Source organism: Methylobacterium sp. 22177 (genome assembly GCF_052045615.1).
In the GTDB taxonomy this organism is placed as follows: domain Bacteria; phylum Pseudomonadota; class Alphaproteobacteria; order Rhizobiales; family Beijerinckiaceae; genus Methylobacterium; species Methylobacterium radiotolerans.
Genome location: NZ_JBQEPK010000035.1, coordinates 1 through 25,786, shown reverse-complemented (window position 1 = coordinate 25,786; position 25,786 = coordinate 1). Strand labels below are relative to the sequence as shown.

At 71.0% G+C, this 25,786-nt stretch carries 22 protein-coding genes and 2 tRNA genes; 14 read left to right on the top strand and 10 right to left on the bottom strand.

What is annotated here, in order from left to right; translation table 11 throughout:
• Window positions 1-294: 294 nt before the first annotated feature.
• Window positions 295-2,082: an acyl-CoA dehydrogenase C-terminal domain-containing protein gene (locus ACTJK8_RS24435; protein ID WP_024827931.1), complete on the top strand. Its 1,788-nt coding sequence runs from the start codon at window positions 295-297 to the stop codon at window positions 2,080-2,082.
• Window positions 2,083-2,285: 203 nt separating this feature from the next.
• Here ACTJK8_RS24435 and ACTJK8_RS24430 read toward each other — a convergent pair whose 3' ends face one another.
• The 3 genes from ACTJK8_RS24430 to ACTJK8_RS24420 all read right to left on the bottom strand — a co-directional run bounded on the left by ACTJK8_RS24430 (window position 2,286) and on the right by ACTJK8_RS24420 (window position 4,147).
• Complete coding sequence (locus ACTJK8_RS24430) at window positions 2,286-3,566, bottom strand: O-acetylhomoserine aminocarboxypropyltransferase (protein WP_012322638.1); 1,281 nt, start codon at window positions 3,564-3,566, stop codon at window positions 2,286-2,288.
• 87 nt (window positions 3,567-3,653) lie between these two features.
• The gene (locus ACTJK8_RS24425; RefSeq protein WP_012322637.1) at window positions 3,654-3,869 is read right to left on the bottom strand and encodes a hypothetical protein; all 216 of its coding nucleotides are present in this window, start codon (window positions 3,867-3,869) and stop codon (window positions 3,654-3,656) included.
• 35 nt (window positions 3,870-3,904) lie between these two features.
• Window positions 3,905-4,147 carry a hypothetical protein gene (locus ACTJK8_RS24420; RefSeq protein WP_029361116.1) on the bottom strand — a complete coding sequence of 81 codons (243 nt, stop codon included), beginning with the start codon at window positions 4,145-4,147 and terminating at the stop codon, window positions 3,905-3,907.
• 191 nt (window positions 4,148-4,338) lie between these two features.
• Between ACTJK8_RS24420 and ACTJK8_RS24415 the strand changes: the two genes are divergently transcribed.
• The 3 genes from ACTJK8_RS24415 to ACTJK8_RS24405 all read left to right on the top strand — a co-directional run bounded on the left by ACTJK8_RS24415 (window position 4,339) and on the right by ACTJK8_RS24405 (window position 8,302).
• Window positions 4,339-4,539, top strand: coding sequence for a hypothetical protein (locus tag ACTJK8_RS24415; protein ID WP_012322635.1), 201 nt, complete (start codon window positions 4,339-4,341; stop codon window positions 4,537-4,539).
• A 254-nt stretch (window positions 4,540-4,793) separates the two neighbouring features.
• The gene (locus ACTJK8_RS24410) at window positions 4,794-6,632 is read left to right on the top strand and encodes an ATP-binding protein (protein ID WP_012322634.1); all 1,839 of its coding nucleotides are present in this window, start codon (window positions 4,794-4,796) and stop codon (window positions 6,630-6,632) included.
• Window positions 6,629-8,302, top strand: coding sequence for a putative bifunctional diguanylate cyclase/phosphodiesterase (locus tag ACTJK8_RS24405; RefSeq protein WP_440762644.1), 1,674 nt, complete (start codon window positions 6,629-6,631; stop codon window positions 8,300-8,302). Before ACTJK8_RS24410 ends, ACTJK8_RS24405 begins: the two co-directional genes overlap by 4 nt.
• A gap of 70 nt (window positions 8,303-8,372) precedes the next feature.
• Here ACTJK8_RS24405 and ACTJK8_RS24400 read toward each other — a convergent pair whose 3' ends face one another.
• Both ACTJK8_RS24400 and ACTJK8_RS24395 read right to left on the bottom strand, forming a co-directional pair.
• Entirely contained in the window at window positions 8,373-10,244 is a 1,872-nt protein-coding gene (locus ACTJK8_RS24400) for a Hint domain-containing protein (protein ID WP_440762643.1), read from the bottom strand.
• A 493-nt stretch (window positions 10,245-10,737) separates the two neighbouring features.
• Window positions 10,738-10,824 (bottom strand) — tRNA-Ser (locus tag ACTJK8_RS24395).
• Window positions 10,825-11,002: 178 nt separating this feature from the next.
• Between ACTJK8_RS24395 and ACTJK8_RS24390 the strand changes: the two genes are divergently transcribed.
• The 10 genes from ACTJK8_RS24390 to ACTJK8_RS24345 all read left to right on the top strand — a co-directional run bounded on the left by ACTJK8_RS24390 (window position 11,003) and on the right by ACTJK8_RS24345 (window position 21,744).
• Window positions 11,003-11,076: transfer RNA gene (locus ACTJK8_RS24390), tRNA-Gln, on the top strand.
• Between the two features lie 212 nt (window positions 11,077-11,288).
• Window positions 11,289-11,600, top strand: coding sequence for a hypothetical protein (locus ACTJK8_RS24385; protein WP_440762642.1), 312 nt, complete (start codon window positions 11,289-11,291; stop codon window positions 11,598-11,600).
• 39 nt (window positions 11,601-11,639) lie between these two features.
• Window positions 11,640-13,019, top strand: a complete 1,380-nt coding sequence (locus ACTJK8_RS24380; RefSeq protein ID WP_440762641.1) for a PepSY-associated TM helix domain-containing protein — start codon at window positions 11,640-11,642, stop codon at window positions 13,017-13,019.
• Window positions 13,020-13,038: 19 nt separating this feature from the next.
• Entirely contained in the window at window positions 13,039-13,437 is a 399-nt protein-coding gene (locus tag ACTJK8_RS24375; RefSeq protein ID WP_159392697.1) for a DUF2946 family protein, read from the top strand.
• 56 nt (window positions 13,438-13,493) lie between these two features.
• Window positions 13,494-15,803: a TonB-dependent receptor family protein gene (locus tag ACTJK8_RS24370; protein ID WP_440762640.1), complete on the top strand. Its 2,310-nt coding sequence runs from the start codon at window positions 13,494-13,496 to the stop codon at window positions 15,801-15,803.
• 137 nt (window positions 15,804-15,940) lie between these two features.
• Window positions 15,941-16,918, top strand: a complete 978-nt coding sequence (locus tag ACTJK8_RS24365; RefSeq protein ID WP_012322542.1) for an ABC transporter substrate-binding protein — start codon at window positions 15,941-15,943, stop codon at window positions 16,916-16,918.
• Window positions 16,915-18,957, top strand: coding sequence for a sensor histidine kinase (locus ACTJK8_RS24360; RefSeq protein ID WP_058606551.1), 2,043 nt, complete (start codon window positions 16,915-16,917; stop codon window positions 18,955-18,957). Before ACTJK8_RS24365 ends, ACTJK8_RS24360 begins: the two co-directional genes overlap by 4 nt.
• Window positions 18,954-19,352 (top strand): response regulator, encoded by a 399-nt coding sequence (locus ACTJK8_RS24355; protein WP_012322540.1) that lies wholly within the window; start codon window positions 18,954-18,956, stop codon window positions 19,350-19,352. Before ACTJK8_RS24360 ends, ACTJK8_RS24355 begins: the two co-directional genes overlap by 4 nt.
• The gene (locus ACTJK8_RS24350; RefSeq protein ID WP_024827938.1) at window positions 19,349-20,614 is read left to right on the top strand and encodes an adenylate/guanylate cyclase domain-containing protein; all 1,266 of its coding nucleotides are present in this window, start codon (window positions 19,349-19,351) and stop codon (window positions 20,612-20,614) included. The genes ACTJK8_RS24355 and ACTJK8_RS24350 overlap by 4 nt, the downstream gene beginning before the upstream one ends.
• A gap of 143 nt (window positions 20,615-20,757) precedes the next feature.
• On the top strand, window positions 20,758-21,744 hold the full coding sequence (locus ACTJK8_RS24345; RefSeq protein WP_440762639.1) for an ABC transporter substrate-binding protein: 987 nt from the start codon (window positions 20,758-20,760) through the stop codon (window positions 21,742-21,744).
• A 47-nt stretch (window positions 21,745-21,791) separates the two neighbouring features.
• Here the strand turns inward: ACTJK8_RS24345 and ACTJK8_RS24340 are convergent, their stop codons facing one another.
• The 5 genes from ACTJK8_RS24340 to ACTJK8_RS24320 all read right to left on the bottom strand — a co-directional run bounded on the left by ACTJK8_RS24340 (window position 21,792) and on the right by ACTJK8_RS24320 (window position 25,678).
• Window positions 21,792-22,268: a YidB family protein gene (locus ACTJK8_RS24340; protein ID WP_440762638.1), complete on the bottom strand. Its 477-nt coding sequence runs from the start codon at window positions 22,266-22,268 to the stop codon at window positions 21,792-21,794.
• A 64-nt stretch (window positions 22,269-22,332) separates the two neighbouring features.
• On the bottom strand, window positions 22,333-23,748 hold the full coding sequence (locus tag ACTJK8_RS24335) for a TAXI family TRAP transporter solute-binding subunit (protein WP_012322536.1): 1,416 nt from the start codon (window positions 23,746-23,748) through the stop codon (window positions 22,333-22,335).
• A 94-nt stretch (window positions 23,749-23,842) separates the two neighbouring features.
• Entirely contained in the window at window positions 23,843-24,046 is a 204-nt protein-coding gene (locus ACTJK8_RS24330) for a CsbD family protein (RefSeq protein WP_029361667.1), read from the bottom strand.
• 149 nt (window positions 24,047-24,195) lie between these two features.
• The gene (locus ACTJK8_RS24325) at window positions 24,196-25,119 is read right to left on the bottom strand and encodes a hypothetical protein (RefSeq protein WP_012321377.1); all 924 of its coding nucleotides are present in this window, start codon (window positions 25,117-25,119) and stop codon (window positions 24,196-24,198) included.
• A 55-nt stretch (window positions 25,120-25,174) separates the two neighbouring features.
• Complete coding sequence (locus ACTJK8_RS24320) at window positions 25,175-25,678, bottom strand: CsbD family protein (RefSeq protein WP_053620543.1); 504 nt, start codon at window positions 25,676-25,678, stop codon at window positions 25,175-25,177.
• Between the last annotated feature and the right edge of the window lie 108 nt (window positions 25,679-25,786).

Here is a 25,786-nt window from a genome sequence, read left to right as displayed (position 1 = left end):
CCTGTCGTCGGCAGCGTTCGGCGTCCGTTTCCTCGGCGCAGAGCGGGACCGGAATTCGGTATCCACGGACGCACGCGTCGGATCGTTCGAGCGTGACCATTAACTTTCTTGGTAAACACGAAGTTAAGGTTTGCTGGGCCCGGTAATGGCTGCGACCAACCCGCTGCGAGGAACGGCCGCGCGTGTCGCGCGATGGGCGGGCGGAGCCGTTGCTCCGCGGGCAGCGTGGCGTTTACATGCGGCCAACGCGGCGGGCCGTTCCGACAGGCCCGCACCAGACGGGGGAAGCCAGAGATGCCGCAGTATCGCGCTCCGGTCGAGGATACGCTGTTCTTGCTCACCGACGTCCTCGGCTTCCACGCCCGGGACAACTTGGCGGGCTTCGCCGACGCCTCGCCCGACGTGGTCGAGGCCGTCCTGCGCGAGGGCGCGAAGCTCGCCGAGGAGGTGCTCGCCCCGCTCAACCGCACGGGCGACGTCGAGGGCTGTCGCCGCGAGGCCGACGGCACGGTGCGCACGCCGAGCGGATTCAAGGCCGCCTACGACACATACGCCAGCGGCGGCTGGATGGGCCTGTCGGTGCCCGAGGCCTATGGCGGCCAGGGGCTGCCCCACACCCTCAACACGGCGATCCAGGAATTCGCCTCGGGCGCGAACCTCGCCTTCGGCATGTATCCCGGCCTGACGCAGGGCGCGATGGCGGCCCTGCTGGTCCACGGCTCGGAGGAGCAGAAGGCGCTGTACCTGCCCAAGATGGTCGAGGGCGCGTGGACCGGCACCATGAACCTGACCGAGCCGCATTGCGGCACGGATCTCGGCCTGCTCAAGACCAAGGCCGTGCCGAACGGCGACGGCTCCTACAGCATCACCGGCACCAAGATCTTCATCTCGGCCGGCGAGCACGATCTCGCCGAGAACATCGTGCACCTCGTCATCGCCCGGATCGAGGGGGCGCCCGCCGGCACCAAGGGCATCTCGCTCTTCGTGGTGCCGAAATTCCTGGTGAACGCCGACGGGTCCCTCGGGGCGCGCAACGGCGTCTCCTGCGGCTCCCTCGAGCACAAGATGGGCATCCACGGCAACGCCACCTGCGTGATGAACTATGACGGGGCGACGGGCTGGCTCGTGGGCCAGGAGAATCGCGGCCTCAACGCCATGTTCGTGATGATGAACGAGGCGCGGCTCGCCGTCGGCGTCCAGGGCCTCGGCCAGTCCGAAGTCGCCTACCAGAACGCGGCCGCCTATGCGAAGGACCGGCTGCAGGGCCGGGCTCTGACCGGCGCCAAGGCGCCCGAGAAGGCCGCCGACCCGATCATCGTCCACCCCGACGTGCGCCGCACGCTGATGCAGATCCGCGCCTTCAACGAGGCGGCCCGGGCCCTCATGCTCTGGACCGCGCTCCAGGCCGACATCCTGCACCGCTCCGAGGACGCCAAGGAGCGGCAGGCCGCCGACGACCACCTCGGCCTGATGACCCCGGTGGTGAAGGGCGTGTTCACCGATCGCGGCTTCGCCAACGCGGTCGAGGCCCAGCAGCTCCTCGGCGGCCACGGCTACATCGAGGAATGGGGCATGTCGCAGTTCGTGCGCGACGCCCGCATCGCCATGATCTACGAGGGCGCCAACGGCATCCAGGCCATGGACCTGATCGGCCGCAAGCTGCCGAAGGACGGCGGCCGGGCGATGATGACCTTCCTGGGCGAGGTTCAGACCTTCCTGAAGGACCACGGCGAGGATCCCGCCATGGCGCCGTTCACCAAGCCGCTCCAGGCCGGGCTGAACGACCTCCAGGGCGCCGTGATGTGGCTGATGCAGAACGCGTTCAGCAAGCCCGACAATGCCGGGGCCGGCGCCACCGACTTCATGCACCTCTTCGGCCTCGTGGCCCTGGGCTACATGTGGGCGCGGATCGCCAAGGCGGCCCAGGCCAAGCACGCGGAGGCACCCTCCCCGCGCTGGGAGTCGAAGCTGACGAGCGGCCGGTTCTTCATGGAGCGGATGCTTCCTGAGACCGCCCTGCGTCTCGGCCGGATCAAGGCCGGTGCGGACAGCACCATGGCGCTGGAGGCGGAGGCCTTCTGAGCCTCGCCGGCCGTCGCGCCACACGCGACGGCCGGCGAGGCGGCGTCAGCTTCGTTCCGCCGGCACCGTCGTCGCCCGCGCAGCGAACATCGCGCACGCCGCGAAACCCGGGCGGCGGGCGACGTCGAGCCCGGACGCGCCGCCGCGGTCGCCTCGCGGCGATCGCCGGTCTCGGCGCGGCCGGGCCGTCCGGCGTCGGCTCGTCAGCCCCCGAGAGCGGCGTCGAGATCGTCGATCAGGTCGGCCGGATCCTCCAGGCCGATCGACAGCCGCACCACGTCGGGTCCCGCGCCCGCGGCGGTCTTCTGCGCGTCGGTGAGCTGGCGGTGGGTCGTCGAGGCCGGGTGGATGATCAGCGAGCGGGTGTCGCCGATATTGGCGAGGTGCGAGAACAGCTGGAGACTCGACACGAGCTTGACGCCCGCGTCGTAGCCGCCCTTCAGCCCGAAGGTGAAGACGGCGCCGGCGCCGTTCGGCGTGTAGCGCCGCGCGAGCTGATGGTAGCGGTCGGTCTCCAGGCCGGGATAGCTCACCCACGACACCGCCGGATGCGTCGACAGGTGCTTGGCTACCGTCAGCGCGTTGTCGGAGTGCCGCTGCATGCGCAGCGGCAGCGTCTCGATGCCGTTCAGGATCAGGAAGGCGTTGAACGGCGACAGCGCCGGCCCGAGATCGCGCAGGCCCAGCACACGGCAGGCGATGGCGAAGCCGAAATTGCCGAAGGTCTCGGCCAGCACCATGCCGGAATATTCCGGCCGCGGCTGGCTCATCATCGGGTAGCGCGCGTCACCGGCCCACTGGAACGTGCCGCCGTCGACGATCAGGCCGCCGATCGAGTTGCCGTGGCCGCCGAGGAACTTGGTGGCCGAGTGCACCACGATGTCGGCGCCGTGCTCGAAGGGTCGGATCAGGTACGGCGTCGCCATGGTGTTGTCGACGACGAGCGGGATGTTGTGCCTCTTGGCGATCTGCGAGAGCGCCGCGAGGTCAGTGATGACGCCGCCGGGATTGGCGATCGATTCGCAGAAGATCGCCTTGGTGCGCGGCGTGATCGCCGCCTCGAAGGAGGCGGGGTCGTCGTTGTCGGCCCAGGCCACCGACCAGCCGAAGTTCTTGTACGAGTGGTTGAACTGGTTGATCGAGCCGCCGTACAGCTTGTTCGAGGCCACGAACTCGTCGCCCGGCTGCATCAGGGCGTGCATGGTCAGAAACTCGGCCGCGTGGCCGGAGGCGACCGCCAGGGCGGCGGTCCCGCCCTCCAACGCCGCGATGCGCTCCTCCAGCACGGCGTTCGTCGGGTTGGTGATCCGCGTGTAGATGTTGCCGAAGGCCTGAAGACCGAACAGCGACGCGGCGTGGTCGACGTCGTCGAACACGAAGCTGGTGGTCTGGTAGATCGGCGTGGCCCGTGCGCCGGTGGCCGCGTCGGGGGCGGCACCCGCGTGGATCGCCAGCGTGTTGAAGCCGGGCAGGCGGTCGGACATCGTCGGGTCTCCTCAGAGCACCCGAGCCTGTACGCCCGCCCGGGTTTGCGGCGCAAGACTCGCCCGCGGCCGCGCGCGCCGCAATCCCTAGGCGTCCGGCCGATGGCCGATATCGATATGCGGCTGACCCGCATCGACCAGGGCGCGGTCCACGGCCTCGATGGCGAGCAGGGTCCGGGTCAGGTCCTCCGCCATGGAGATCGGCGCCAGGTCGAGGCCGCCCAGGCGCCGCGCGATGGCGTTCCGCTGGCGGGTCAGAGCGGCACGCGCCCGGTTCAGATCCTCGATCTCGTCGGCGGTCATCCGCGCTCCATCTCGTCAGGGGTCCCGTGCCGTGCTCAGGCGCCCGGCGTCCAGTCGATGTTCGGCCGCTGGGCCAGCATGCGCTCGAAGTAGTTGGCGACGGCCTGCGCTCCGTCCGTGTGCATCATCGCGACGGGATGCGCGAGATAGGCGCGGGCGAGATCGACGGGGATCCGGCCAGCCTGGAGCGCGCTCAGCACCTCGTCGATGAAGGCGTCGTTGGCCTCGTTGAAGTCGTTCGACAGCTTCTTGCGGTCGTTGAGGGCCTTGATCGGCATGCAGCATCCTTGTCGCTCGGCGCCGGGGCCACGCCCGGCCGGAAGGCTCGGCCCGAACCGGGCCGCGGCGGGAAAGGCCCCGGCCACAGAGCCCGACAAACAGGCCCGATCCGCGTGCGCGGCCACACCGCTCGGTAACCGTCCACACGCGAGGTGTGGAGCGGAGTCGCGCCCTCGGGCGTTTATCGCGCATGACGACCGAAATCACGCGCTCTCACACCGTCGAGATCGTTCCGTGCGTGGACGATCCCCGCTGTTTCCGCTGGGTCATCCGCAGTCGCGGCGGCGCCGTGGTCGAACACTCGCCCTACGCGTTCGTAACGCAGAACGGGGCCCGGATATCCGGTGAATGCTGGATGCGCGAGCATTTCGCCGACGGCCAGCCGGCCTAGGCGCAAATCCGGCTCGCGGCACACAGCCCATGCCGCGTATCTCTCGGCGCGGCTCCCGGGGGTGCGCCGCCCGGCGCGGCGGTTGGCTTGCCGCGCGCCGTCCTCCGATCCGGACGCAGAATACAACCTCGCCGATGCTCAAGAACCGTAAGGCATCGGTTAAGCATTGTTTCGTCGCGCGCGTTCCTTTGTCAGAACTTTAATCACGGTCACCCAGTATCGCACCGTTTCTGTTTCGGGCCAGGGTGCGAATGATGTTGAGCGGCGACGGAACGGTCCGGCACGACGATGCCGCGTCGCATATGGGCGCCGTGACGTCCATCGAGGGATCGAAGGTCCATCTGGAACTCACCGTACTGAACGGGCGGCCGCGGGTGCGCGTCACCGTCGGGAATCTGGTCCGGATCCGGGCCGGCGACGCTGTCCTCGTCGGCATCGTCACCACGCTCTCCTCGGGCAGCGAGCGCGGCCATCGGCCGGGTGCCTACGCGAGCCTCGACCTGCTCGGCGAGATCGTCGCGGGACGCGACGCGCGCCGCTTCAGCCGCGGCGTGACCTGCTACCCAGCGATCGGCGACACCGTCGAACTCCTGTCCGCCGCCGACCTCCGGATCGTCCACCAGGTTTCTGCGACCAACACGGCGGCCGTCGGCGCGCTCTATCAGGACCCCGACACCCCGGCCTGCATCAAGATCGACGACCTGCTCTCCAAGCACTTCGCGGTGCTCGGCGCCACCGGCGTCGGCAAGTCCAGCGGCGTGACGGTCATCCTGGACGAGGTGATGCGGGCGCGGCCAGCCGTGCGCGTCTTCCTGCTGGACGTGCACAACGAGTACGCTGCCAGCTTCGGCGACCGCGCGAGCGTCATCAGCCCGCGGACCCTCAAGCTGCCGTTCTGGCTGTTCAACCTGGAGGAAATCGCCGACGTCATCTACGGCGGACGTCCGGCCGTGGACGAGGAGATCGAGATCCTGGCCGAGGTGATCCCCCTCGCGAAGAGCAAGTACGGGCAGTACAAGGAGGCGAGCGACCGCCAGATCGTCAAGCGGTCGTTCGGCAAGGGCGCCGGCTACACGGTCGACACGCCCGTCCCGTACATGCTGCAGGACCTGCTCGCGCTCATCGACGAGCGGATGGGGCGGCTCGAGAACCGCGTCTCCCGGATGCATTATCACCGGCTGATCAGCCGGATCGAGGCGATCCGGAACGATCCCCGGCACGGCTTCATGTTCGACAACGCCAATGTCGGCGGCGACATGATGGGCGAGATCCTGGCGCACCTGTTCCGGCTCGATCCTGACGGGCGGCCGATGACGATCATGCAGCTCGCCGGCTTGCCGATGGAGGTCGTGGACGCCGTCGTGTGCGTCCTGTGCCGCCTCGCCTTCGAGTTCGGCATCTGGAGTGAGGGCGCCGTCCCGCTGCTGTTCGTCTGCGAGGAGGCACACCGGTTCGCCTCGGCCGACCGCTCGGTCGGCTTCACGCCGACGCGTCGCGCCCTGGCGCGGATCGCCCGCGAGGGCCGCAAACACGGCGTCCATCTCGGCCTCGTCACCCAGCGCCCGGCCGAGCTCGACGCGACGATCATGTCGCAGTGCAGCACCCTGTTCGCCATGCGGATGACCAACGCGCGCGACCAGGCGTTCCTGGCCGCCGCGGTGTCGGACGCCACCAACCTGCTCACCTTCGTCCCGTCTCTGGGCACCGGCGAGGTCATCGCCTTCGGCGAGGGAGTCCCGATTCCGGCCCGCATGACCTTCCGGCCGCTGCCGTCGGCGCGTCACCCGCGCAACGACGCGAGCGGCCGCGCCGCCGAGGACGGCGCCACCGTCGCCGGCGCGGCCTTCGTCGGCGCCGTGGTCGAGCGCTGGCGGGGCGCCACCATGAACAAGCTCGCCGGACACGATGCGGATCCCGGCGCGGCGGCGCGCCTCGGTCGCGAGACAGGCCCGGACGGCGGCCAGGGCGCCGCCCTCGAGCAGATGCACCGCCGGCTGCTCCGTCGCCCCCCCGAGACCGGCGATCAGGCCCCGACCGGCGGCCAGGCCGGCGCCCCGCCTGCCAAGTCCCTGTGGCAGCAGGGCGGGGCATGAGCGAGCCCGATTACCCGGAGCGTCAGACCCTGCTCGAGGCCGCCATCCAGGCGCTTCCGGTCGGCGTCGTGGTCCGTGATGGCCAGGGTCACTGCATCCTGGCCAACGCCGCCGCGCGCGCCCTCGGGGACAGGGCCGTCGCGGCGCTGCCCGCCGCGCCGTGTGACGCCCGGGATACCGCGGCCGTCGAGGCCGTCGACGACCGGATGTTCGAGGTGCGGACGCGGCCGGTCGCCGGGGGCCGGGACGCCTTCACGCTCACGACCCTGACCGACGTCACGCACCATCACCGGATCCAGCGTGAGCTGATCACCAAGGCCTTCATCGACGCCCTCACCGGCCTGCCCAACCGGACGATGTTCGAGCAGAGCATCGCGGATGTCCTGGCAGGATCGGCGCCGGGGGACCGGTTCGCCCTGGCGTTCATCGATCTCGACAACTTCAAGCACATCAACGACTACTACAGCCACGCCGCGGGCGACGCCCTGCTGCGCAAGATGTCCGACCGGATCGGCGGCGCCCTGCGCCCGAGCGACCTCCTGGCCCGGATCGGCGGCGACGAGTTCGTGCTCCTGCTCGCCCCGATCACCGATCGGGACGAGGCGCTGGCCGCCGTGCGCGCCATCTCGGAGCGCCTGAAGCAGCCGTTCTTCATCGACGGGCACGAGATCTTCGCCTCCGCCTCCATCGGCCTCAGCCTCTTCCCGGAGCACGGCGACAGCTACGAGACCCTCGCCCGGCAGGCCGACAACGCGATGTACCGGGTGAAGGGCGAGTTGAAGGGCGGCGTCAGCCTCTTCGACGACGCGATGAGCCAGGCCGCCACGGCCCGCATGGCCGTGGAGCAGCGCCTCCGACTGGCGATCCGCGACCGCTGCTTCTGCTGCGCCTTCCAGCCGAAGGTCGACATGCGCTCCCACGGGGTCACGGGCGTCGAGGTGCTGCTGCGCTGGCGCGACGAGCTCGGCATGATCCAGGCCCCGGGCGACTTCATCGCCCTGGCCATCGAGCTGGGGCTGATCAACGAGATCACCCTCCAGCTCCTCTCCGAGACCGTTCAGGCGATGCCCGACATCGACGAGGTGTTCGGACCCGACGTCACCGTGAGCCTCAACATCGCCGCCAAGCAGGCCTGCGACGTGCCGTTCATGACCGCCTTCTGCGCCTCGCTGGGCGAGACCGGCCTCGCGGAGCGCTTCGTCCTCGAACTGACAGAGGAGGCCTTCTTCACGACAGGCCGCTTCCAGAGCGAGGTTCTGCCGAAGATCCGGGCGATCGGCGCGCGGGTCTCGATCGACGATTTCGGCGTCGGCTACTCGTCCCTCGCGGCCCTGGCCGACATCACCGCGGACGAGCTCAAGATCGATCGCTCGTTCATCACCGACATCGATAAGCGACCGCGCAGCCAGATCGTCCTGAAGGCGATCGAGTCGCTCGGCGCGGCGCTCGGCATGACGGTCGTCGCCGAGGGCGTCGAGACCTTCGAGGAAGTCGCCTACCTGCTCGGCGCGACGCAGATCCGCTGCGCCCAGGGCTACTACTTCGCCCGCCCGCTCCTGCTCGACCAGATCCGGCAGGCCCAGCCGCCGCGCGTGTCCGGGACGCGCGCCCCCGCCACGCGCAGCCGCGCCTCGGACCTGCGCGCACCCGGCCTGATGCGGCGCGCCTGACTTCCGCCCCGCGGCGCGACTGCCGACAGCCTCCGACCGGCGGCCGGATCCGCACGCCGCTGGCGGCGTGCTACGCGGCCAGCAGCGGTCGCCACACGCCCGCCGCGTCGGCGGCCATGGCGCAGATCACCGCCTCGTCGGCCGAGCGGCGCACCTCGACCACGTGCGGCACCCCGGGGGCGAGGGGTGCCTCGACGCCGAGGTCGAAACCGTGTCGACCGTCGCCCACCCCCGCCGCAGCGATGTCGGCGCGGTACTCCGCCGCCACCGTCACCGCCACGATCGCGCCGTCGACCACGATGTCCAGGCACACGGGAGCGTCGGGCTGTGCCGGGTCGTGGGCCCAGCCGGCCACGCGCAGCGCACCGTCCGCGCGGAGGGCGCAGCGGTCCAGCCACGCCCGCACGGCGCCCGGAGGCGCGTGCGCGAACGAAGCGCCGGCCCGCCGGATCAGGCGCCTGCGCAGCGCGGCGAGCTGGGGACCGAGCTCGGTGCGCTGCGCGTAGGGCTGCGGGACGGTTGACGGATCGTCCGCGCCAGGGCCGTCGAAGAGCCGACGGATGCCGGGAGCGGGCAGGAAGCTCTCGGCCGGCGTGCCCTCCGCGATGAGGAGGTCGTGGCTTTCGAGCTCGACATGCCAGTAGGTGAGATCGGTCACGACCTCCCCGCGGGTGATGCTGGTGCCGTTGACGAGGTGGCCGGCGGCGACGAACAGCCCGTCCAGCCACACGGCGTGGTCCGGCGAGACGAGCAGGTCGCGGGCCGGAACCCCCTCGTACAGAGCGCCGGCCCGGATACGCACCGGCCGCTCGCTCGGCGGGGCCGAGGATCCGGGATAGGTGCGCCGTCCGATCCATCGAATCGGGCGGCGCAGGCCCGCGGCCGTGACGACGCTGTCCCCGACCACGAGCCGCTCGACAGGCACGTCGCCGCGGTCGGTCCGGATGGTCGTGCCGGTGCAGTAGCACGGGGCGCTGTTCGGCGATCCGCTCGATTGAGCCGTTCCCGCGGGCGATGGGGTCGATCCGCTCGATCCGGTCGCGCCCGATGCGGGCCCCGTGGAGCCGGTCGCGCCCGCCTGCGTTCCGGCCGCGCCGGCGCTGGACCGAACACCGGCCGTCGCTCCGTACAGGCCCGGATCCCGGCCGTCCGGCGAAGACACGCGGTCCTGCGGTACCGCGACGGCATTGGGGTTGTTCGAGTAGACGCGGATGTAGTCGATGCTCGAGCTGAACCGGGTGCCGGTCGCCGCCGTGCTCTGCACGGCCAAGTTGGCCAACAGATACATGGGGCTGTGCAGGTCGGACGGCGTCGCCTGCGAACCGACGAGCTGACCGTCCACGTAGAAGCTGATGCGATCCGCCTGCCAGTTCATGCCGTAGGTATGATACCCGCTCGGGTTGGGCATCTCGCTGTAGACCTGGCGGGTCTGCTGCCACGTCGTTCCGGCCGCCTGCGGATCGGTCGTGTGAATCGTGCTGTAGACGCCGCGGTCGTTGTTTCCGTAATGCTCGACGACATCGAGTTCCTGGTGGCCGTTGGCGCTGCTCGACTGCGGGCTCTGCTGATTCGGCAGCAGCCAGAAGGCGTCCCAGGCGTCGGGATTGTTGGAGAAATCCGCGCGGATCTCGAAGTAGCCGTAGGTCTGCGAGAAATTGCCCTGCGTGCTGATGAGGCCGGACTGCCAGCTCCCGGGATATCCGGACGCGCTCGTCCCGGGCGGCGCCGCCGTGATCGTCAGGACACCGTTCTGGACGCTGAAGGGATCGTAACCGGACGCGGAGTCGAGGAACGAGGACCGGCCGAAGCCGATGTCGGAATTGGCGTCGTACCGCCACTCGGCGCGGATGTCCCGGTACGTGGTCCCGACGCCGTTCTGCGAGATGCTGCGCGCGTTGAACTCGTCGTCGAAAGTCAGGCGGTAGCCAGTCAGATCAACCATCGACGCCGTCTCATCACCATTCTGGTTCGCCGGACGTGGCGCGCTGTCAAATCAAGATTGCCTTCAAGCAATCCGGGTGTGGTTAATAATGCGTTGTTTCTCGCGGCACTGAAGTGAGTACCGGCAGCTCCAGACCGCTGCCTGACCTCCCGCCCACCGCGGGGCGCGATCGAACACGGACAGATGACACGGTTAAGGCTGACTAACCGCATCGGCCGCGAGGCGCAAATCAGTCGCGGCGCCGCACGGCCGCACGCGATCTCACCGACGAACACTTGAGCCGCCGCGCTGGACGTCCGAAACCGGCCGGATCCGGCAGGCGCCGATCCGCGGCGGCCGGAGGGCTGATCCTAGCGCGCACGCCAAGTACCGGTGATCGCCTGCGACTTGGGGGAGGCGCAGCTCCGGCCGGACGGCGCGAACCCCGGCGGCGTGAGCGACGCGGGACCGCCCGCGATGTTCCGGCAACCGCATCGATCCCGCCCGGAGGCGGCGGAAGGGGTGGGATTCGAACCCACGGTGGAGTTGCCCCCACGGCGGTTTTCAAGACCGCTGCCTTAAACCACTCGGCCACCCTTCCTGGCGGCATCCGCGACCTCACGGTTACGGCCGCGGCGGAGGCTGCGTCAACAGCAGAACAACCGGTTGACCTCCCGAAGCATTCCGCCTATCTCACCGCCCACGCCCGGAGCCGCTCGATGCGCTGCGGGCTTTGCCCCGCCATCTCCGACACCGGATGCGCAGGGTTCACGGCTGATTGGGGGATAGTTTAACGGTAGAACGGTGGACTCTGACTCCTCTAGTCCTGGTTCGAATCCAGGTCCCCCAGCCACCGCGCCGGCCCGCCCGATCTCAGATCCGGCGGGTTTTTTTCTTGCTTGCGGCCCGGCACGTCTCTCTCATCCTGCAGCGATCCGCAGAAATCGAGCGGGGTCGGGCACGGTCCGGCAGTCATCGCCCGTTGACGCGCCGCCGCGCGGCCGCCTAGATCGCCGGATGCGCCGGTGCCTGCCTCTCACGGTTCGAGGGCGCGCGATCATCGGCTTGGTCGCGCTCTACGCGCTGCTGCTCCAAGCGTTCCTGGGCTTCGCCACCCCGGCCCGAGCCTGGGACGATCCGGACGCGGTGATCTGCGCCGGGCACGCCTCGGGCGACCCCGCCGGCACGGTGGTGCACGTCCATCCCTGCTGCACGGTCGTGCAGGCCGGAGCGCTGGCGCTTCCGACCATCGACCCGACCGCTGCCGCCTGGCCCGCCGCGCCCGCGACGCGCTGCGCGTGGCGCCCCGAATCCGAGATCCCGACGACCGGGCCGCCGGCCTCGACCGGCACCGCGCGAGGTCCACCGGAAGCCTGACGATCCCGCTCCCGATCGTTCAGGCCCGGACCTCCCATCATGTCGATTGTTCTCCACGGCGACGCCCCCGCATACGGTGCGGCCGCCACGCGGCGACTGTCCCGCGACGCCGTCTATCGGGCCGTCTGGCGGTGGCACTTCTACGCGGGCCTGCTGTGCCTTCCGTTCCTGATCAGCCTCTCGGCCACCGGCGCGCTCTACCTGTTCAAGGACGAGATCAACGGCAGCCTGTTCGCGTACCGGACCCGGGTCGCGCCGAGCGAGACGGCGCCGATGGGTCCGGACCGGCTGATCTTCAACGCGCTGCAGGCCGTGCCGGACGCCGCGCCCGTCACCTACACCGACCCGGCCTCGCCGGACGCCGCGGCGCGCGTCACCCTCGCTTCGGGCGAGCGCCGGATCCACGTCTACCTGAATCCGTATACCGGCGACGTGCTCTACCGGGTCGACCGGGACCGCGAGCTCATGGCGGTGGTCCGCGGGCTGCACAGCCTCGTGCTGGTCGGCCCCCTGGCGAACGCCGTCATCGAGATCGTCGCGGGCTTCGCGATCATCCTGGTGGTGACGGGCGCGTACCTGTGGTGGCCCCGCGGCCGGATGGGCGGCGTCGTGACCCTGCGCGCCGGCCCGCGCCGGCGCGTGTGGTGGCGCGACCTTCACGCCGTCACCGGGTTCGTCGCCGGCGGCGGGCTGCTCTTCCTGGCGCTGACCGGCCTGCCCTGGTCGATCTGGTGGGGACAGGAGCTGCGCGCGTGGTCCAACGCCGCCGGCCTCGGCCAGCCGGCCGCGCTCTGGGCGAACCGGCCGGTCTCGACGGTGCCTCTACGCGACCGGCTGGAAGATGCCGGCTGGACTCTGCAGGACGCGCCCGTGCCGCGCTCGGCGCCGGCCGCCGCGGCCGCGAGCGTCGGCATCGACGACGCCGTGGCGATCCTCCGAAGTCTGGGAATGCCCCGCGGCTTCGAGCTGGCGCTGCCCGTCGGCGCGGACGGCGTCTACGCCGCCGCAATCTACCCGCGCGACGTCACGCGGCAGCGGGTCCTGACCCTCGACCAGTATTCCGGCCGCCCGCTGGTGGACGTCCGCTTCGGCGATCTCGGACCCGTCGGCCGGGCGATTCAGTACGGGATCGGCATCCACAAGGGCGAGCACTGGGGCCGCGCGAACCAGTTCGCGATGCTGGGCTTCTGCCTCGCCACCATCCTGCTCGCCGTCACCGCCGGAACGATGTGGTGGAAGCGGCGCCCGGCCGGCGGCCTCGGCGTGCCGCCCTGGCCGCGCGACCGGCGGGTGGCCGCGACGGTGACCGTGATCATCCTCGGGCTCGGGGCGCTCTTCCCGCTGACCGGGCTCGCCATCGCCGCCATGATCGGCTTCGACCTCGCCGCGGGCCGGCTCCGAAGGCGGTGGGCGAACTGATCCGGTACGAGCGGGCGCCGTGCCCGTGCACAAGCCTCCGCGCCTGAGACGCGGGCGTCCGGGTCTTCCGGGCGCGGTGCTGATCGTGCTCGCGCTCTGGATCCAGGCGCTCGCACCGGCCGTCGCGCTCCGGATGGCGCAGGCGGATCGGGGCGTGCTGCCCGGCCAGATCCTGTGCGGGCACGCGTCGGATCAGGTCGGGGACGTCGCCATCGGCCTGCACGCGCCGGCAACGGGGTCCTGCGCCCTCTGCGGGCTGTGTCGCGCCGGCGCCGTCCCGCCGCTCCTCCCGGCCTCGCCCGGCCTCGCGCGCCGCCTGCGCTGGACAGCGGTGGCGTGGCCGATCCCGCCCCCTGCCCGGGCCGCGTCGGTCCCCATCATCGTCGGCCAGCCCCGCGGGCCGCCCCGCTCCGCCTGATCGCCCTTCCTCCGGGTGGCGCCGCCGCTCGCCCCTTCGATCAGACGAGACCTCCGATGACCTCCGACCAGACCGTCCTGTGCGGCGCCGCCCTCGCGCTCCTGCTCGCCGGAAGCCCCCTCCCCGCCCTCGGCCAGACCGCCGTGACCCTCGAGGAACTCTCCGTGGAGGGCGAGGCCGCGCCCGCCGCGGGCCGGAGTGCCGCGCCGCCCTTCGGCGTGGCGGCGCCACCGGGCTCGGCGCCCGCGGTCATCGAGCACCCTGTCGGCGAGATCGTGACCGGTATCGGCCGGGACGACACGATCGCGAACCGCCCGGCAACCAGCATCGGATCGGTCCTGGTGAACAGCCCTGGCGTCACGGTGCGGCAGGGGAACGGCGGCCGCGACGTCGTCATCTCGATCCGCGGCAACAACGCCCGCTCCACCGGGGTGATCAAGAACACCGTCGTCCTGGAGGACGGCTTCATCCTCACCCAGCCGGACGGCGCGTCGCGCTTCGATCTCACGGACCCCCGCGCCTACGGCCGGATCGACGTGTTCCGCGGGCCGCAATCGCCGCTCTTCGGCAACTACGCCACCGGGGGCGCCATCGCGTTCCGGACGCGCACCGGTCGCGAGATCGACGGCTACGAGATCGGGGTGGATGCCGGCAGCTTCGGCTACCTCAGCAACTATTTCACCGTCGGCGGCGTCAGCGGCCCGTTCGAGATCAGCCTGTTCGCCAGCGACGTCCGCGCCAACGGCTACCAGGACCACGCCAGCTACGACACGCAGACCATCAATCTGCTCGCGAGCTACACTCCGACGCCGGACAACCGCTTCACCCTGAAGGTGATCAACAACACCCTCGACGCCAACCTGCCCGCCCGCGCGTCCCTGGCCCAGTACCGGATCAACCCGTACCAGCGCGGCTGCGTCGCCGCAGCGAGCGCGGCCCCGGGCTGCACCACCTTCAACCTGTTCCGGAACGGGGCATTCGGCGCGACCGTGCCGGTGACGGCCGACGAGGGCGGCTTCGGGCGCAACGACCGCCGGACCATCGTGGCCGCCCGCTGGGAGCACGACATCGACGCGTTCACCACCTGGCGCACGCAGCTCGGGTTCGACGAGCGCAACTTCGATCAGCCGTTCTACACGACCTCGTCGCGGGGCTCTTACCCGTCCTGGAACTTCTTGACCGACCTGACCCGGCGGGGCGACCTGTTCGGCCTGCCGGCAACCGGCTACGTCGCGCTGGCCTACAACACCATCGACAATCACATCACCACCTTCAACCGGGCTCCCTACGACGGCCCGCGCCTGGGGGCGCTGATCGGCGATCAGGCGGCGGTGCAGTCGAATCTCGGCGGCCGGGCGCGGCTCGAGCTGGCGCTGTCGGATCAGTGGACCGGCATCCTCGGCCTGAGCGCCGAGACCACCTCGATCACCGGGCGCAACATCGCCTACGCGTACGCGGCGAGCGGCACGACGCGGACGGTGGCGGACGCGAACCGGTCCTTCCTCAACGTCGCCCCCGAGCTGGCCCTGGTCTACCGGCCGGACGCGGCCTGGGCGCTGCGCGGCCGGGTCGCCACCGGCTACACCACGCCGGCCGCCAGCAACCTGTTCATCACCCCGGCCGGGCTGCCCGGAAACAACACGCAGCTCCAGACTCAGGAGAATCTCGGCTTCGATCTCGGCGCCGAGTGGAGCCCGATGACCGATCTCCGCCTGAGCGTGACCGGGTTCTACGAGTTCTTCCGCAACGAGCTGGTCTCGCAATCGCCGGGGGCCGGCCTCCTCGCCTACACGTTCAACGCGCCCGCGTCGGAGCATCGCGGCATCGAGGTCGGCGCCGACTGGGCCTTCGCGCCCGGCTGGCGCGGGACGCTGGCCTACACGTTCGACGACCAGATCTACACCCGCTATACTGAGCGGCTCAGCGCCGGCAGCCTGACCCGGTCGTTCGACCGGGCGGGGAACCGGATTCCCGGGGTTCCGGCCCACCAGCTCCTGGCCCGCCTCGGCTACGACGTGCCGAGCGGACCGCTCGCGGGTCTCGGCGCCTTCGTGGAGACCGTCGTCCAGGGCGACTTCTACCTCGACAACGCCAACCTGCTGAAGGCCCCGGGCTACGCGGTCGTCAACGCCAACCTGCACTACGCCACGGATCTGACCGGCGGCTACGCGAAGCGGCTCAGCCTGTACGTCGAGGTTCGCAACCTGTTCGACACGACCTACGTCGCCTCCGCGCAGAACCTCGCCAATGGGATCAGCGGCACCACCGGCCTCCAGAACGGCGCCGCCGTGCTGGCGACCACCACGGGCTCGGTCTTCGCGGGTGCTCCGCGGAACATCGTCGGCGGCATGCGGCTGGCATTTTGATAACCGCGCGGGATCTCGCGCGTGGTGTCAAAGTGGAGCTTGCACTATGCTCCGGCGATCGATCGCAGGGGCCGGCCGAGGCGCGCGGTCCGGTCCGCGCGGCGGGGCCGTCGGCAGGGATGTGGCGCGATAGTCGGATGAGGCGGCGAACCGTACTCGCTGGTTTGCCCCTGGCGCTCGCCGGGTGGCCGCACGCCGTGCGGGCGCAGGGTCAGGCCCACGTCGCGGCCCTCTGGCCCTTCGTGGAGGGCGATCCCGAGGGCCGGGTGCTGGCGGAAGCGTTCCACGCCGGCTTGCGCGATCACGGTCAGCCGGATCAGCGGGTCGACGATCGCTGGACCGGGGCCGACCGCGAGCGCACGCGCCTCCTCGCGGCAGACCTCGTGGCCACACAACCGCAGGTGATCTTCGCCTATCTCAGCGCGCAGCTCACGGCCGTGGCGTCCCTGACGAAGCAGATACCCATCGTGTTCGTCGGCGCCTCGAACCCGGTCCGCTTCGGGTACGTGGAGAGTCTCCAGCGCCCGGGCGGCAACATCACCGGCTTCACGCTCTACGAGGCGCCTCTGGGCGGGAAATGGGTGGCGGCCCTCAAGGAGGCCGTCCCGAACCTCCGACGCGTCACGCTCCTGTCCAACCTGAGCACCGAGATCCGGGGCGAGAACCTCTACGCCGAGCCGTTCCGCACCACCGCGACGGCCCTCGGGATCGAGCCCGCGGTGGTGAAGATCGACAAGGCGGTCGAGATCGAGCCCATCATCGCGGATCTCGCGCGGCAGGGAGACGGTGGCCTGATCGTCGCCCCGGGCACGTTCAGCGAGGCCAACGGCGACCAGATCGTCGCGCTCACCACGCGCCTCAGGGTTCCGGCCGTCTTCGCCATCCGGCGCTTCGCCTATCGGGGCGGGCTGATGTCGTACGGGCCGGACCCGGTGGAGACGGTCCACCGGGCTGCCGCCTATGTCGGCCGGATCCTGCGCGGCGAGAACCCCGCGACCCTGCCGGTCCAGGCGCCCACGAAGTTCGACTTCATCGTGAATCTGAAGACGGCCCGCACCATGGGCGTGACCATCTCGTCGGCGCTCCTCGCCCAGGCGGACGAGATCGTCGAATGACGGCGCCGCGCCCGCTCGCCTCCCCGCCGGCCGCGGCAGCGCCGCCGCGCTGGTTCCGCCTGCCGCTCGCGGGGAAGTTCGCGGTGGCCTTCGTGGGCCTCGTCAGCCTGGTGCTGCTCATCAACGGCGCCGTCGACCTGACGCTGAACTATCAGGACGCCAAGCGGACCGCGATCGAGACGCAGCGCACCAAGGCGCGCGCCGCCGCCGAACGCGTCGACGCCTTCCTGTCCTCGATCGAGAGCCAGATCGGCTGGACGACCCGGGCCGAGTGGCGGCGGGTCTCCCCCGAGCAGCAGCGCTACGACTTCATCCGCCTGCTGCGCCAGGCACCGGCCATCACGGAGGTGGCGTACCTCGATCCGGCCGGGAAGGAGCAGCTGCGCGTCTCGCGGCTGGAGCCCGACGCCGTCGCCAGCGGCAAGGATTTCTCGGCCTCGCCGCGCTTCACCCAGGCGCTCGCCCAGAAGACCTGGTTCGGCCCGGTCTATTTCCGGCGCGGCTCCGAGCCGTACATGACCGTCTCGGTGGCCCATGCCGGACGCGACCCCGGCGTGACCGTCGCGGAAGTCAATCTGAAGCTGATCTGGGACGTGGTCAGCGCGATCAACGTCGGCGAGCACGGCTACGCCTTCGTGACCACGGCGACCGGGCGGCTGATCGCGCACCCGGATCTGAGCCTCGTCCTGCGCGACACCGACCTGTCCGGTCTGGCCGAGGTGGCGGCGGCCCTGCCCGGCTCCCGCATGGCGGGTCAGGACTACGAGATCACCACCGGCCTCGACGGCGGCTGGGTGCTGGCGGCCCATGCCACGATCCCGCGGGTCGACTGGATCGTCTTCGTGCAGGAATCGCTGCGCGACGCCATGGGCCCCGCCCTCGAATCCGTGATCCAGACCACATCGCTGATGGGTCTCGGCGTGCTGCTGGCAGCGGTGGCGGGCACCTTCCTGGCGCGGCGCATGGTCGTGCCCATCCGCGAACTCGAGGACGGGGCGGAGCGGTTCGGCGCGGGCGACCTGTCCGAGAGAATCGTGATCCGCACCGGCGACGAGATCGAGACCCTCGCGCACCGGTTCAACACGATGGCGAGCCGGGTTCAGGATTCCTACGAGACGCTCGAGGCCAAGGTGGAGGAACGGACCCGCGACCTCAACCGCTCGCTCGACGATCTCCAGCGGGCGCAGAGCCGGCTCGTCCAGTCCGAGAAGCTCGCCTCGCTGGGACAGCTCACCGCCGGCATCGCCCACGAGATCAAGAACCCGCTGAACTTCGTCAACAACTTCGCGTCGCTCTCGAACGAGCTGGTGGACGAGCTTCGCGAGGTGCTCGAACCGGCGGCCCTCGATCCGGACACGCGCGCGGAGGTCGAGGAGCTCGCCGGCCTGCTCAAGGGCAATCTCGCGAAGGTCGTCCAACACGGCAAGCGCGCGGACTCGATCGTCAAGAACATGCTGCTGCACTCGCGCACCGGATCCGGCGAGCATCGACCGGTCGAGGTCAACGGGCTGGTCGAGGAGAGCCTGAATCTTGCCTATCACGGGGCCCGCGCGGCGAAACCGAGCTTCAACGTGACCCTCGTGCGCGATTACGATCCGGCGTCCGGTCTCGCCGACCTCTACCCCCAGGAGATCACGCGGGTCCTTCTGAACCTGATGTCGAACGGCTTCTACGCCACCGAGAAGCGGGCCGCCGACGGTGATCCCGGCTACGAACCGACGCTGTCGGTCGCGACCCGGGACCGGGGCGACAGCGTCGAGATCCGCGTGCGCGACAACGGTACCGGCATCCCCGACAGCGTCAGAGCCAAGATGTTCGACCCGTTCTTCACCACCAAGCCGGCGGGCGAGGGAACGGGGCTAGGCCTGTCGCTGAGCCACGACATCGTCGTCAAGCAGCACGGCGGGACGGTTGACGTCGCCTCGGAACCGGGTGCCTTCACGGAATTCATCATCACCCTGCCGCGCCAGAGTGTTACGCCGGCCGCGCCGCCTCGGCCGGCGACCGAGACGGCGGCCGAGACCGAGAGCCAGCCATGAACGTCCTGATCCTCGTCGTCGATGACGAACCCGACGTCACAGACCTGTTCCGGCAGCAGTTCCGCCGCGAGCTGCGCGCCGGACGCTTCGCGATGGCCTTCGCGCACTCGGCGGCGGAAGCCCTGGAGCGGATCAACGGCGCCAACGAGCCGAGCCTGATCCTGATGCTGTCGGACATCAACATGCCCGGGATGACCGGCCTCGAATTGCTGCCCCTGGTGCGCGCCGCGCGCCCCGACGTGCCGGTGATCATGATCACAGCCTACGGCGACGCCGAGACGCGCGAGAAGGTCCGCGCCGCCGGCGCCGTGGGCCTGATCACCAAGCCGATCGACTTCGCCGTGCTGAAGGCCGAGATCGATCGCCGGCTGTCCGCCTTCGCGGGGACCGAATGACCCCCGGCGCCCCGAACGCCAAGATCCTGGTCGTCGACGACGAGCCGGATCTCGAGGCGCTGATCACCCAGAAATTCCGCCGCCAGATCCGCCAGGGCCTCGTCACCTTCCTGTTCGCCCACGACGGGCAGGAGGCGCTGGACCGCCTCTCGGAGAGCCGCGACGTCGATCTGGTCGTCTCCGACATCAACATGCCGCGGATGGACGGGCTGACTCTGCTCGCCAAGCTGCAGGACCTCCCGGAGCGCCCCTCGATCATCATCGTCTCGGCCTACGGTGACATGGCGAACATCCGCACCGCCATGAACCGGGGCGCCTTCGACTTCCTGACGAAGCCGATCGACTTCGCCGACCTGGAGACGACGATCGAGCGGACGCTGCGTCACGTCGAGGACCTGCGCGAGGGGCGGCGCCGGCAATCGCTCGCCGAGCGGGCCCACGCGTCCCTGGCCCGGTACTTCTCGCCGAACCTCGCCGAGCGGCTCGCCGGGGACGCGTCCGGTCTCGAGCTTGGCGGCCACCGGCGCGACGTGGCCTCGCTGTTCACCGACATCGCCGGCTTCACCAGCTTGGTGGAGAGCCTCGACCCGGTGCAGCTCGCCGAGATCCTCAACGGCTACTTCGCCGAGATGACCGACGTGGTCTTCGCCCACGAGGGGACGGTGGCCAAGATCGTCGGCGACGCCCTGCACGTGCTGTTCGGCGCGCCGGGGGACCAGCCGGACCACGCGGCCCGCGCCGTGGCGTGCGCCCTCGCCCTGGACGAGGCGGCCGAGGCCTTCCGCGGGCGCTGGCGCGAGCGCGGGATCGAGATCGGCGTGACGCGGATCGGCGTCCATGCCGGGCCGGCGATCGTGGGCAATTTCGGCGGCGGCCGGTACTTCGACTACACGGCCTACGGCGACACCATCAACACCGCCGCCCGTCTGGAGAACGCCAACAAGGCGTTCGGCACCCGGATCTGCGTCAGCGACGCCGTCGTGATCCGCGCCGGTCAGTTCCGCGGCCGCCCCCTCGGCGACCTCCTCCTGCGCGGCAAGCAGACGGCCCTGCGCGCCTACGAACCCCTGACCGAGGCTGCCTACGAGGACGCGCTGCTCGCCCAGTACCAGGACGCCTACGCGAAGCTCGACGCCGGGGAGGCCGGCGCCCTTCCGGCCTTCGCGGCGCTGGTCGGGCTGCGTCCCGACGACGGGGTCGCGGCCTATCACCTGAAGCGCCTGCTGAACGGCAGCAGCGGCAGCCGGGTCGAGGTCCGCTGAGCCCTGCACCCGCGCCGGGCGCCCCGTTCGGCGGCCGCGATAGCCCTGGCATGAGGCAGCGCCTATTACCGTCCCCGGGGCGAGCGATCGGGATCCCGCCCGATCGGCGATGCCCGGAACGCGTTCAGACAGGAGACCGGCGCATGAGACGGCGCGACGTCATCGCGGGCCTCGGCGGCGCGGTCGCGTGGCCAGCCTACGCGGCCGCGCCGGCGAAGGGTCAGCGTCGCCTGGGGATCCTGCTGGTCTACGGCGAAGCGCATCCGGACAGTCCCGTCGTCGTCGACACGCTCAAGGAGAGTCTGAAGCGGGCCGGCTGGATCTGGGGCCAGAACCTGGCCGTGGACCTGCATTACGGCAACGGCGACGCCGAGCGGATGCGCGCCCAGGCGGAGGAGATCCTCGCGCGCCAGCCCGACGTCGTGCTCGCGCAGGGCGTCGTCGGCGCGACCGCGCTCCAGCGGGCGACCACGACGGTTCCGGTCGTCTTCATGATGCTTCAGGACCCGGTCGGCGGCGGCTTCGTGACCAACCTGTCGCGGCCCGGCGGGAACCTCACCGGCTTCACCAATTTCGACTTCGTCCTCGTCGGAAAGTGGCTGCAGCTCCTGAAGGAACTCAGCCCCGGCGTCACGCGGGCCCTCGCCCTGATCAACCCCGATTACCGGGCCCGACTCGCGGGCTACACGGCCGAGATGGCCCGGATCGGCCCCGAACTCGGCATCGAGGCCCGGATCGCCGGCGTGCACGACGCCGCCGAGATCGAGGCCGCGATCACGGAGTTCGCCGCCCGGCCGGAGGGCGGCCTCATCGCCCTGCCCGACGCGGTGACCGGCGTGTATGGCCAGCGGATCGTCGATCTGGCGGCCACCTACCGCCTGCCGGCCGTCTACGCCTACGCGGCGCCGGTGCGCCTCGGCGGCCTCGCCGCCTACACGACCAGCGTCGAGCAGGATGTGCAGCGGGCGGCCGGGTACATCGACCGGATCCTGCGCGGCGCGGTGGTCGGCGACCTGCCGGTGCAGGCCAGCGAGCGCTTCATCACCCTGCTCAACCTGACGACGGCCGCTACCCTGGGATTGACCATCTCGCCCTCGCTGATGGCGAAGGTGGACGAGCTGGTCGAGTAGCGGCCGCCGGTCGTCGCGGCGCCGCCGCGACGACCTCGACGGACCGGTCAGCTGAAGGCCGGCAGACGTCCGTCCGGCGAGTAGCGGTCGATGGCCGAGGGCAGGTCGCGCGAGAGGCGCGCCAGCAGCTCGCTCTTGCTCAACCCGGTGCGCTGCTCCAGGGCCGCCAGCGTGTCCGGCCCGATGGCACGCTCCAGGTCAGCGGCCGGGATGTCGCGGTTCGGGCCGTGATTGATCCAGGACTGCGCCGTCTCGGCGTGGCCGCCCTTGGTGAAATGATCGACCAGTTCGCTCAGGCCACCGGCGATGAGGCCTCCAACGCCACCCGCGCTGGCGCCGCCGAGGAGGCGATCCAGGTTCGCCGGAATCGTCGATCCCGCGGCGGACGGAACCTGCGGGGCCGGCGACCGACCCGCCTCCTTGGCGTGGCCGCCGAGCCACTCGGCGATCCGGTCGCGATTCTGGTAGCCGGCCACTGCCAGCAGGCCCAGCAGGGCCGTCATCGAGGGGTATCCCTTGCTCATGGCGTCGTCCTTCCTTGATGCGGGCCGAAGCCCGGGTGATACGGCGGTGGGCCGCCGCAACGGGTCATGCCGGCGTCTGGGCGGCGTCGGCGGCGATGGCTCTGCCGGCCAGGGCCGATCCGTCATCCGCGCTCCGGCCGGCCGCGATGGCGCGCTTCACCGTCGAGCGGGCCGCGTCGATGGCGATGGCCGCCGCCGACATGGTCCGGGCCTCGGTCGGCCGCTCCAGGGCATGCTTGGCGATGTCGCCCGCGAGATCGTCGATCTCCCGGGCCAGGATCTCGAGACGCCCGGGATCCGAGGTCTCCTGCGCCTCCTGGCGGATCTGCAGCAGGCGGTCGGTCGCCTCTTCGACCCGCTCGCGGCGCAGGCGCGACAGGCGCTGGCCGATCCAGGCGAGCGCGGAGCCGATGCCGCCGCCCAGGAAGGCGAGCAGGTAGATCCAGGTCTCGTAGCGCTCGATGAAGCTCTGCTGCTCGCGCTCGTAATAGTCGACCGCGCCGGGATGGATCGGCAGCCTCGCGCTCGTCGCGCCGACGGTCCCATCGTAGGCGGGGGCCTGAACGTAGTCGGCGGCCGGCGTGACGTTCGCCATCGCGCTGCGCAGCTCGAACAGGTGCTGGGTGACGTCGGCCGCCACGGAGCGGGCGAGGTTCGAGCGCGCCATCAACCGGTAGGAGGCGCCGACCGTGTGTACGTCGTCGGCCGGCACCTTGGGGCTGCCGCCGAAGGTCTCGGCCGGCATGGTGACCACCTGCAGACGCGGCAGCCGGGCGACGATCGCGTCGGCGTTCTCGACATCCACGAAGGTGATCTTGCGAGTGCGGCTGGCGGCCTGAACGAGGCCGACGATCCGTTGGGCCGTCGGCGCGGTCGGCGCGATGACCGAGATCACCGCGTCGACCCGCTTGCGCGCGAGGGCCGCGCCCAGGTCGCTCTCGGCCATCTCGACCAGGGCGACGTGGCGCGGCGGGAGACCGCCGTCCGGCTCGGTGGTGACCAGCGTCAGCCCGTAGTGCTCCAGCATGGCGCGGATGAGCGCCTCGTCGGCGTCCCGATGGGCCAGGATCGCGAGGCGTTTGCGGTCGAGGTCGGGGAAGCGGTCGATCCCGGAGGCTTCCGGGGAGGCGATGATCATCGCCTGGTCGCGCAGGATGGCCAGCGTCAGGCCGTTGTCGGGGAGCTCGACGTCCGGCCGCACGATCGCCAGATCGACGCGCCCGTCGCGCAGCGCCTCGGCACTGTCGCGCACGTCGTCGAAGGGCAGGATCTTGAGGCGGATCTCCTTCTGGCGCTTGGCCAGGGCATCCGCGTAGGCCTGGATCAGGGCCGGCTCCGTCCCGTCCTTGGGAGCCACCGCGATGGTCAGGACAGTGGCGCGCGATACCCAGTAGGCCACCCCGGCGCCGACGCTCAGCAGAACGGCGAGCACCAAGAAGACGAGTTCCTGACGCAGGAAGAGGCTGGCGAAGCGCCGCATCGGCTCTGCTCTCGCGCGTTGACCGGTTCGGCAGACGTCGTGCCGAAGGCGGGCCGAGGGGCGGCGCCGGCGTGCCGGCGCCGCCGTGTCGGGATCAGTGCTTGCCGGTGACCTTGTCGGCGAGGCTCTTGGCGCCGTCCTTGACGTCGCCGACGGTCTTCTGCGCCTCGCCCTTCAGCTCCTGCGCCTTGCCCTCGGCCACCAGCTTGTCGTTGCCCGTCGCCTTGCCGGCCGCCTGCTTGACGTTGCCCACCGCCTCGTTGGCCAGGCCCTTGATCTTGTCGGTCGTGCTGCTCATCGCGTGCTCTCCTCTCTCTCGGGGTCGTGTCGTGGCTCGGGAGGTCCGGCCGGGCGCCCCGCCCGCCGGGGTGGACGGCCCCCGCCGGGGCGGGAGCCGAGGGGATCACCGGGCGATCGCTGGACGATCGGCCGACGGTGGGCCGGCGATCAGACGCGCCGGGTCTCGTAGGCGCCCAGCAGGGTCGCGGGCTTGGGCGCGCCCAGCCGGCCGCCGACATACGCCGCCAGCGCACCCAGGATCAGCGCCAGCGCGGCGTAGAACGCGCCCTGCGTGGCCGCCGACTTGGCCGTCACCGCCGCCGCCTCGGCCTTCTGCTTGGCGCTGGCCACCGCCTGGTCGTACTGCTTCTCGTAGTCCTGGATCTGCTGGCGGGCCTGATCGACCGGGATGTTCTGCGCCTTGGCCAGGGCGTCGGCCGCCCGCGCCTCGGCCTGCTGCTTCTGCGACGGGTCGCCGGTGAACAGCGCCTTCACCGCCGCGACCGCCGCGTCCCTGGCCGCCTGCGGGTCCTGCCCGGCGGTCTGCTGCCGGACCTTGTCCTCGATGCCGTCGAGCGGGTTGGCGATCTTCGACAGCGACGGCGCCGCCGCCTGGGCCGCCGTCTGCACCGTGCCGCCCACCAGGCTGCCGGCCCCGCCCAGCGCGCCCGACACCGTGCTGAGCGTGCCGCCGACCAGGCCGCTGGCGGCCGAGGTCAGCAGGTACAGCACCACCAGCGTCGTCACCGCCCAGGAGACCAGCCCGTGCAGGGCGGCCGCGCCCGGCAGGGTCTTGCCCGAGAGCCGCCCGGCGATGACGCCCCCGGCCAGCGAGGCCACGAGGCCCGAGGCGACGAACCAGAGCCCCGCGCCCATCGACACGGTCGAGGCGGAGGGGTTGTCGGCGGCGGTCGTGCCGACCGAGGCCAGCCCGACCCCGACGCCGACGAGGTTGACGATCACCTGGGTGACCAGCGCGGTCACGGCGCCGGCGAAGATCGCGCCCCAGGAGACTTGGTTGAGCAGGACTGCGCGCGTGTCGGCGTGCGCGTCCGGCGCGAGGGGCGTTGCAACGGTCTGGATGGTGGTCACGCTGTCACTCCGGGTGGTGGGTCGAAACTCGTGGGGCTGACGGCTCAGGCGCGGCTCAGGCGCGGCGGGCGCTGACGAGCAGGCCGAGGCCGAAGCCCGCGATGCCGGCGATCAGCAGGGCGGCGAGCGGGTACGCGGCGACCTGCTCGCCGACCTCGCGGGTGCCGCGGCGCAGGGCGCGGCTGCCGCGCGCGTAGGCGTCCTCGGCGACGTCGTAGGCCTCCTCGGCGGCGTGGCGGACGCCGCGCTCGGCGCGGGCGTACTGATCGTGCGCGGCGCCCTGGGCGCGGCGGGCGCGGGCCTCGACGTCGTCGGCCCCGAGATCGTCGACGGCGTCGCGGACCCGGCCGCCGAGGTCGCGGGCCGCGTCGGCCACGTGGTCGGCCGCGTCGCGCACGGTGTCCTTGGCCTGGCCGTAGAGGCTCTCGGCCTGTCCGGCGGCCGCGCGGGCGCGGCCCTCGACCGCGTCGCGCCGCGAGCCGGTCAGGTCGCCGAACGCGCCCTGCACCTTGCCGCCGAGTTGCCGGGCCGCGCCCGTGATCCGATCGGTGTCGACCATGTCGTTCTCCTCCGTCGTCGCGTCGGCGATCGCCTCCGCGATCGCGCTGGTGGTGGGGGCGCCTCACCGTGAGGCGCCGGGTGATGTCCGTCAGCGCGGGCCGGAGCC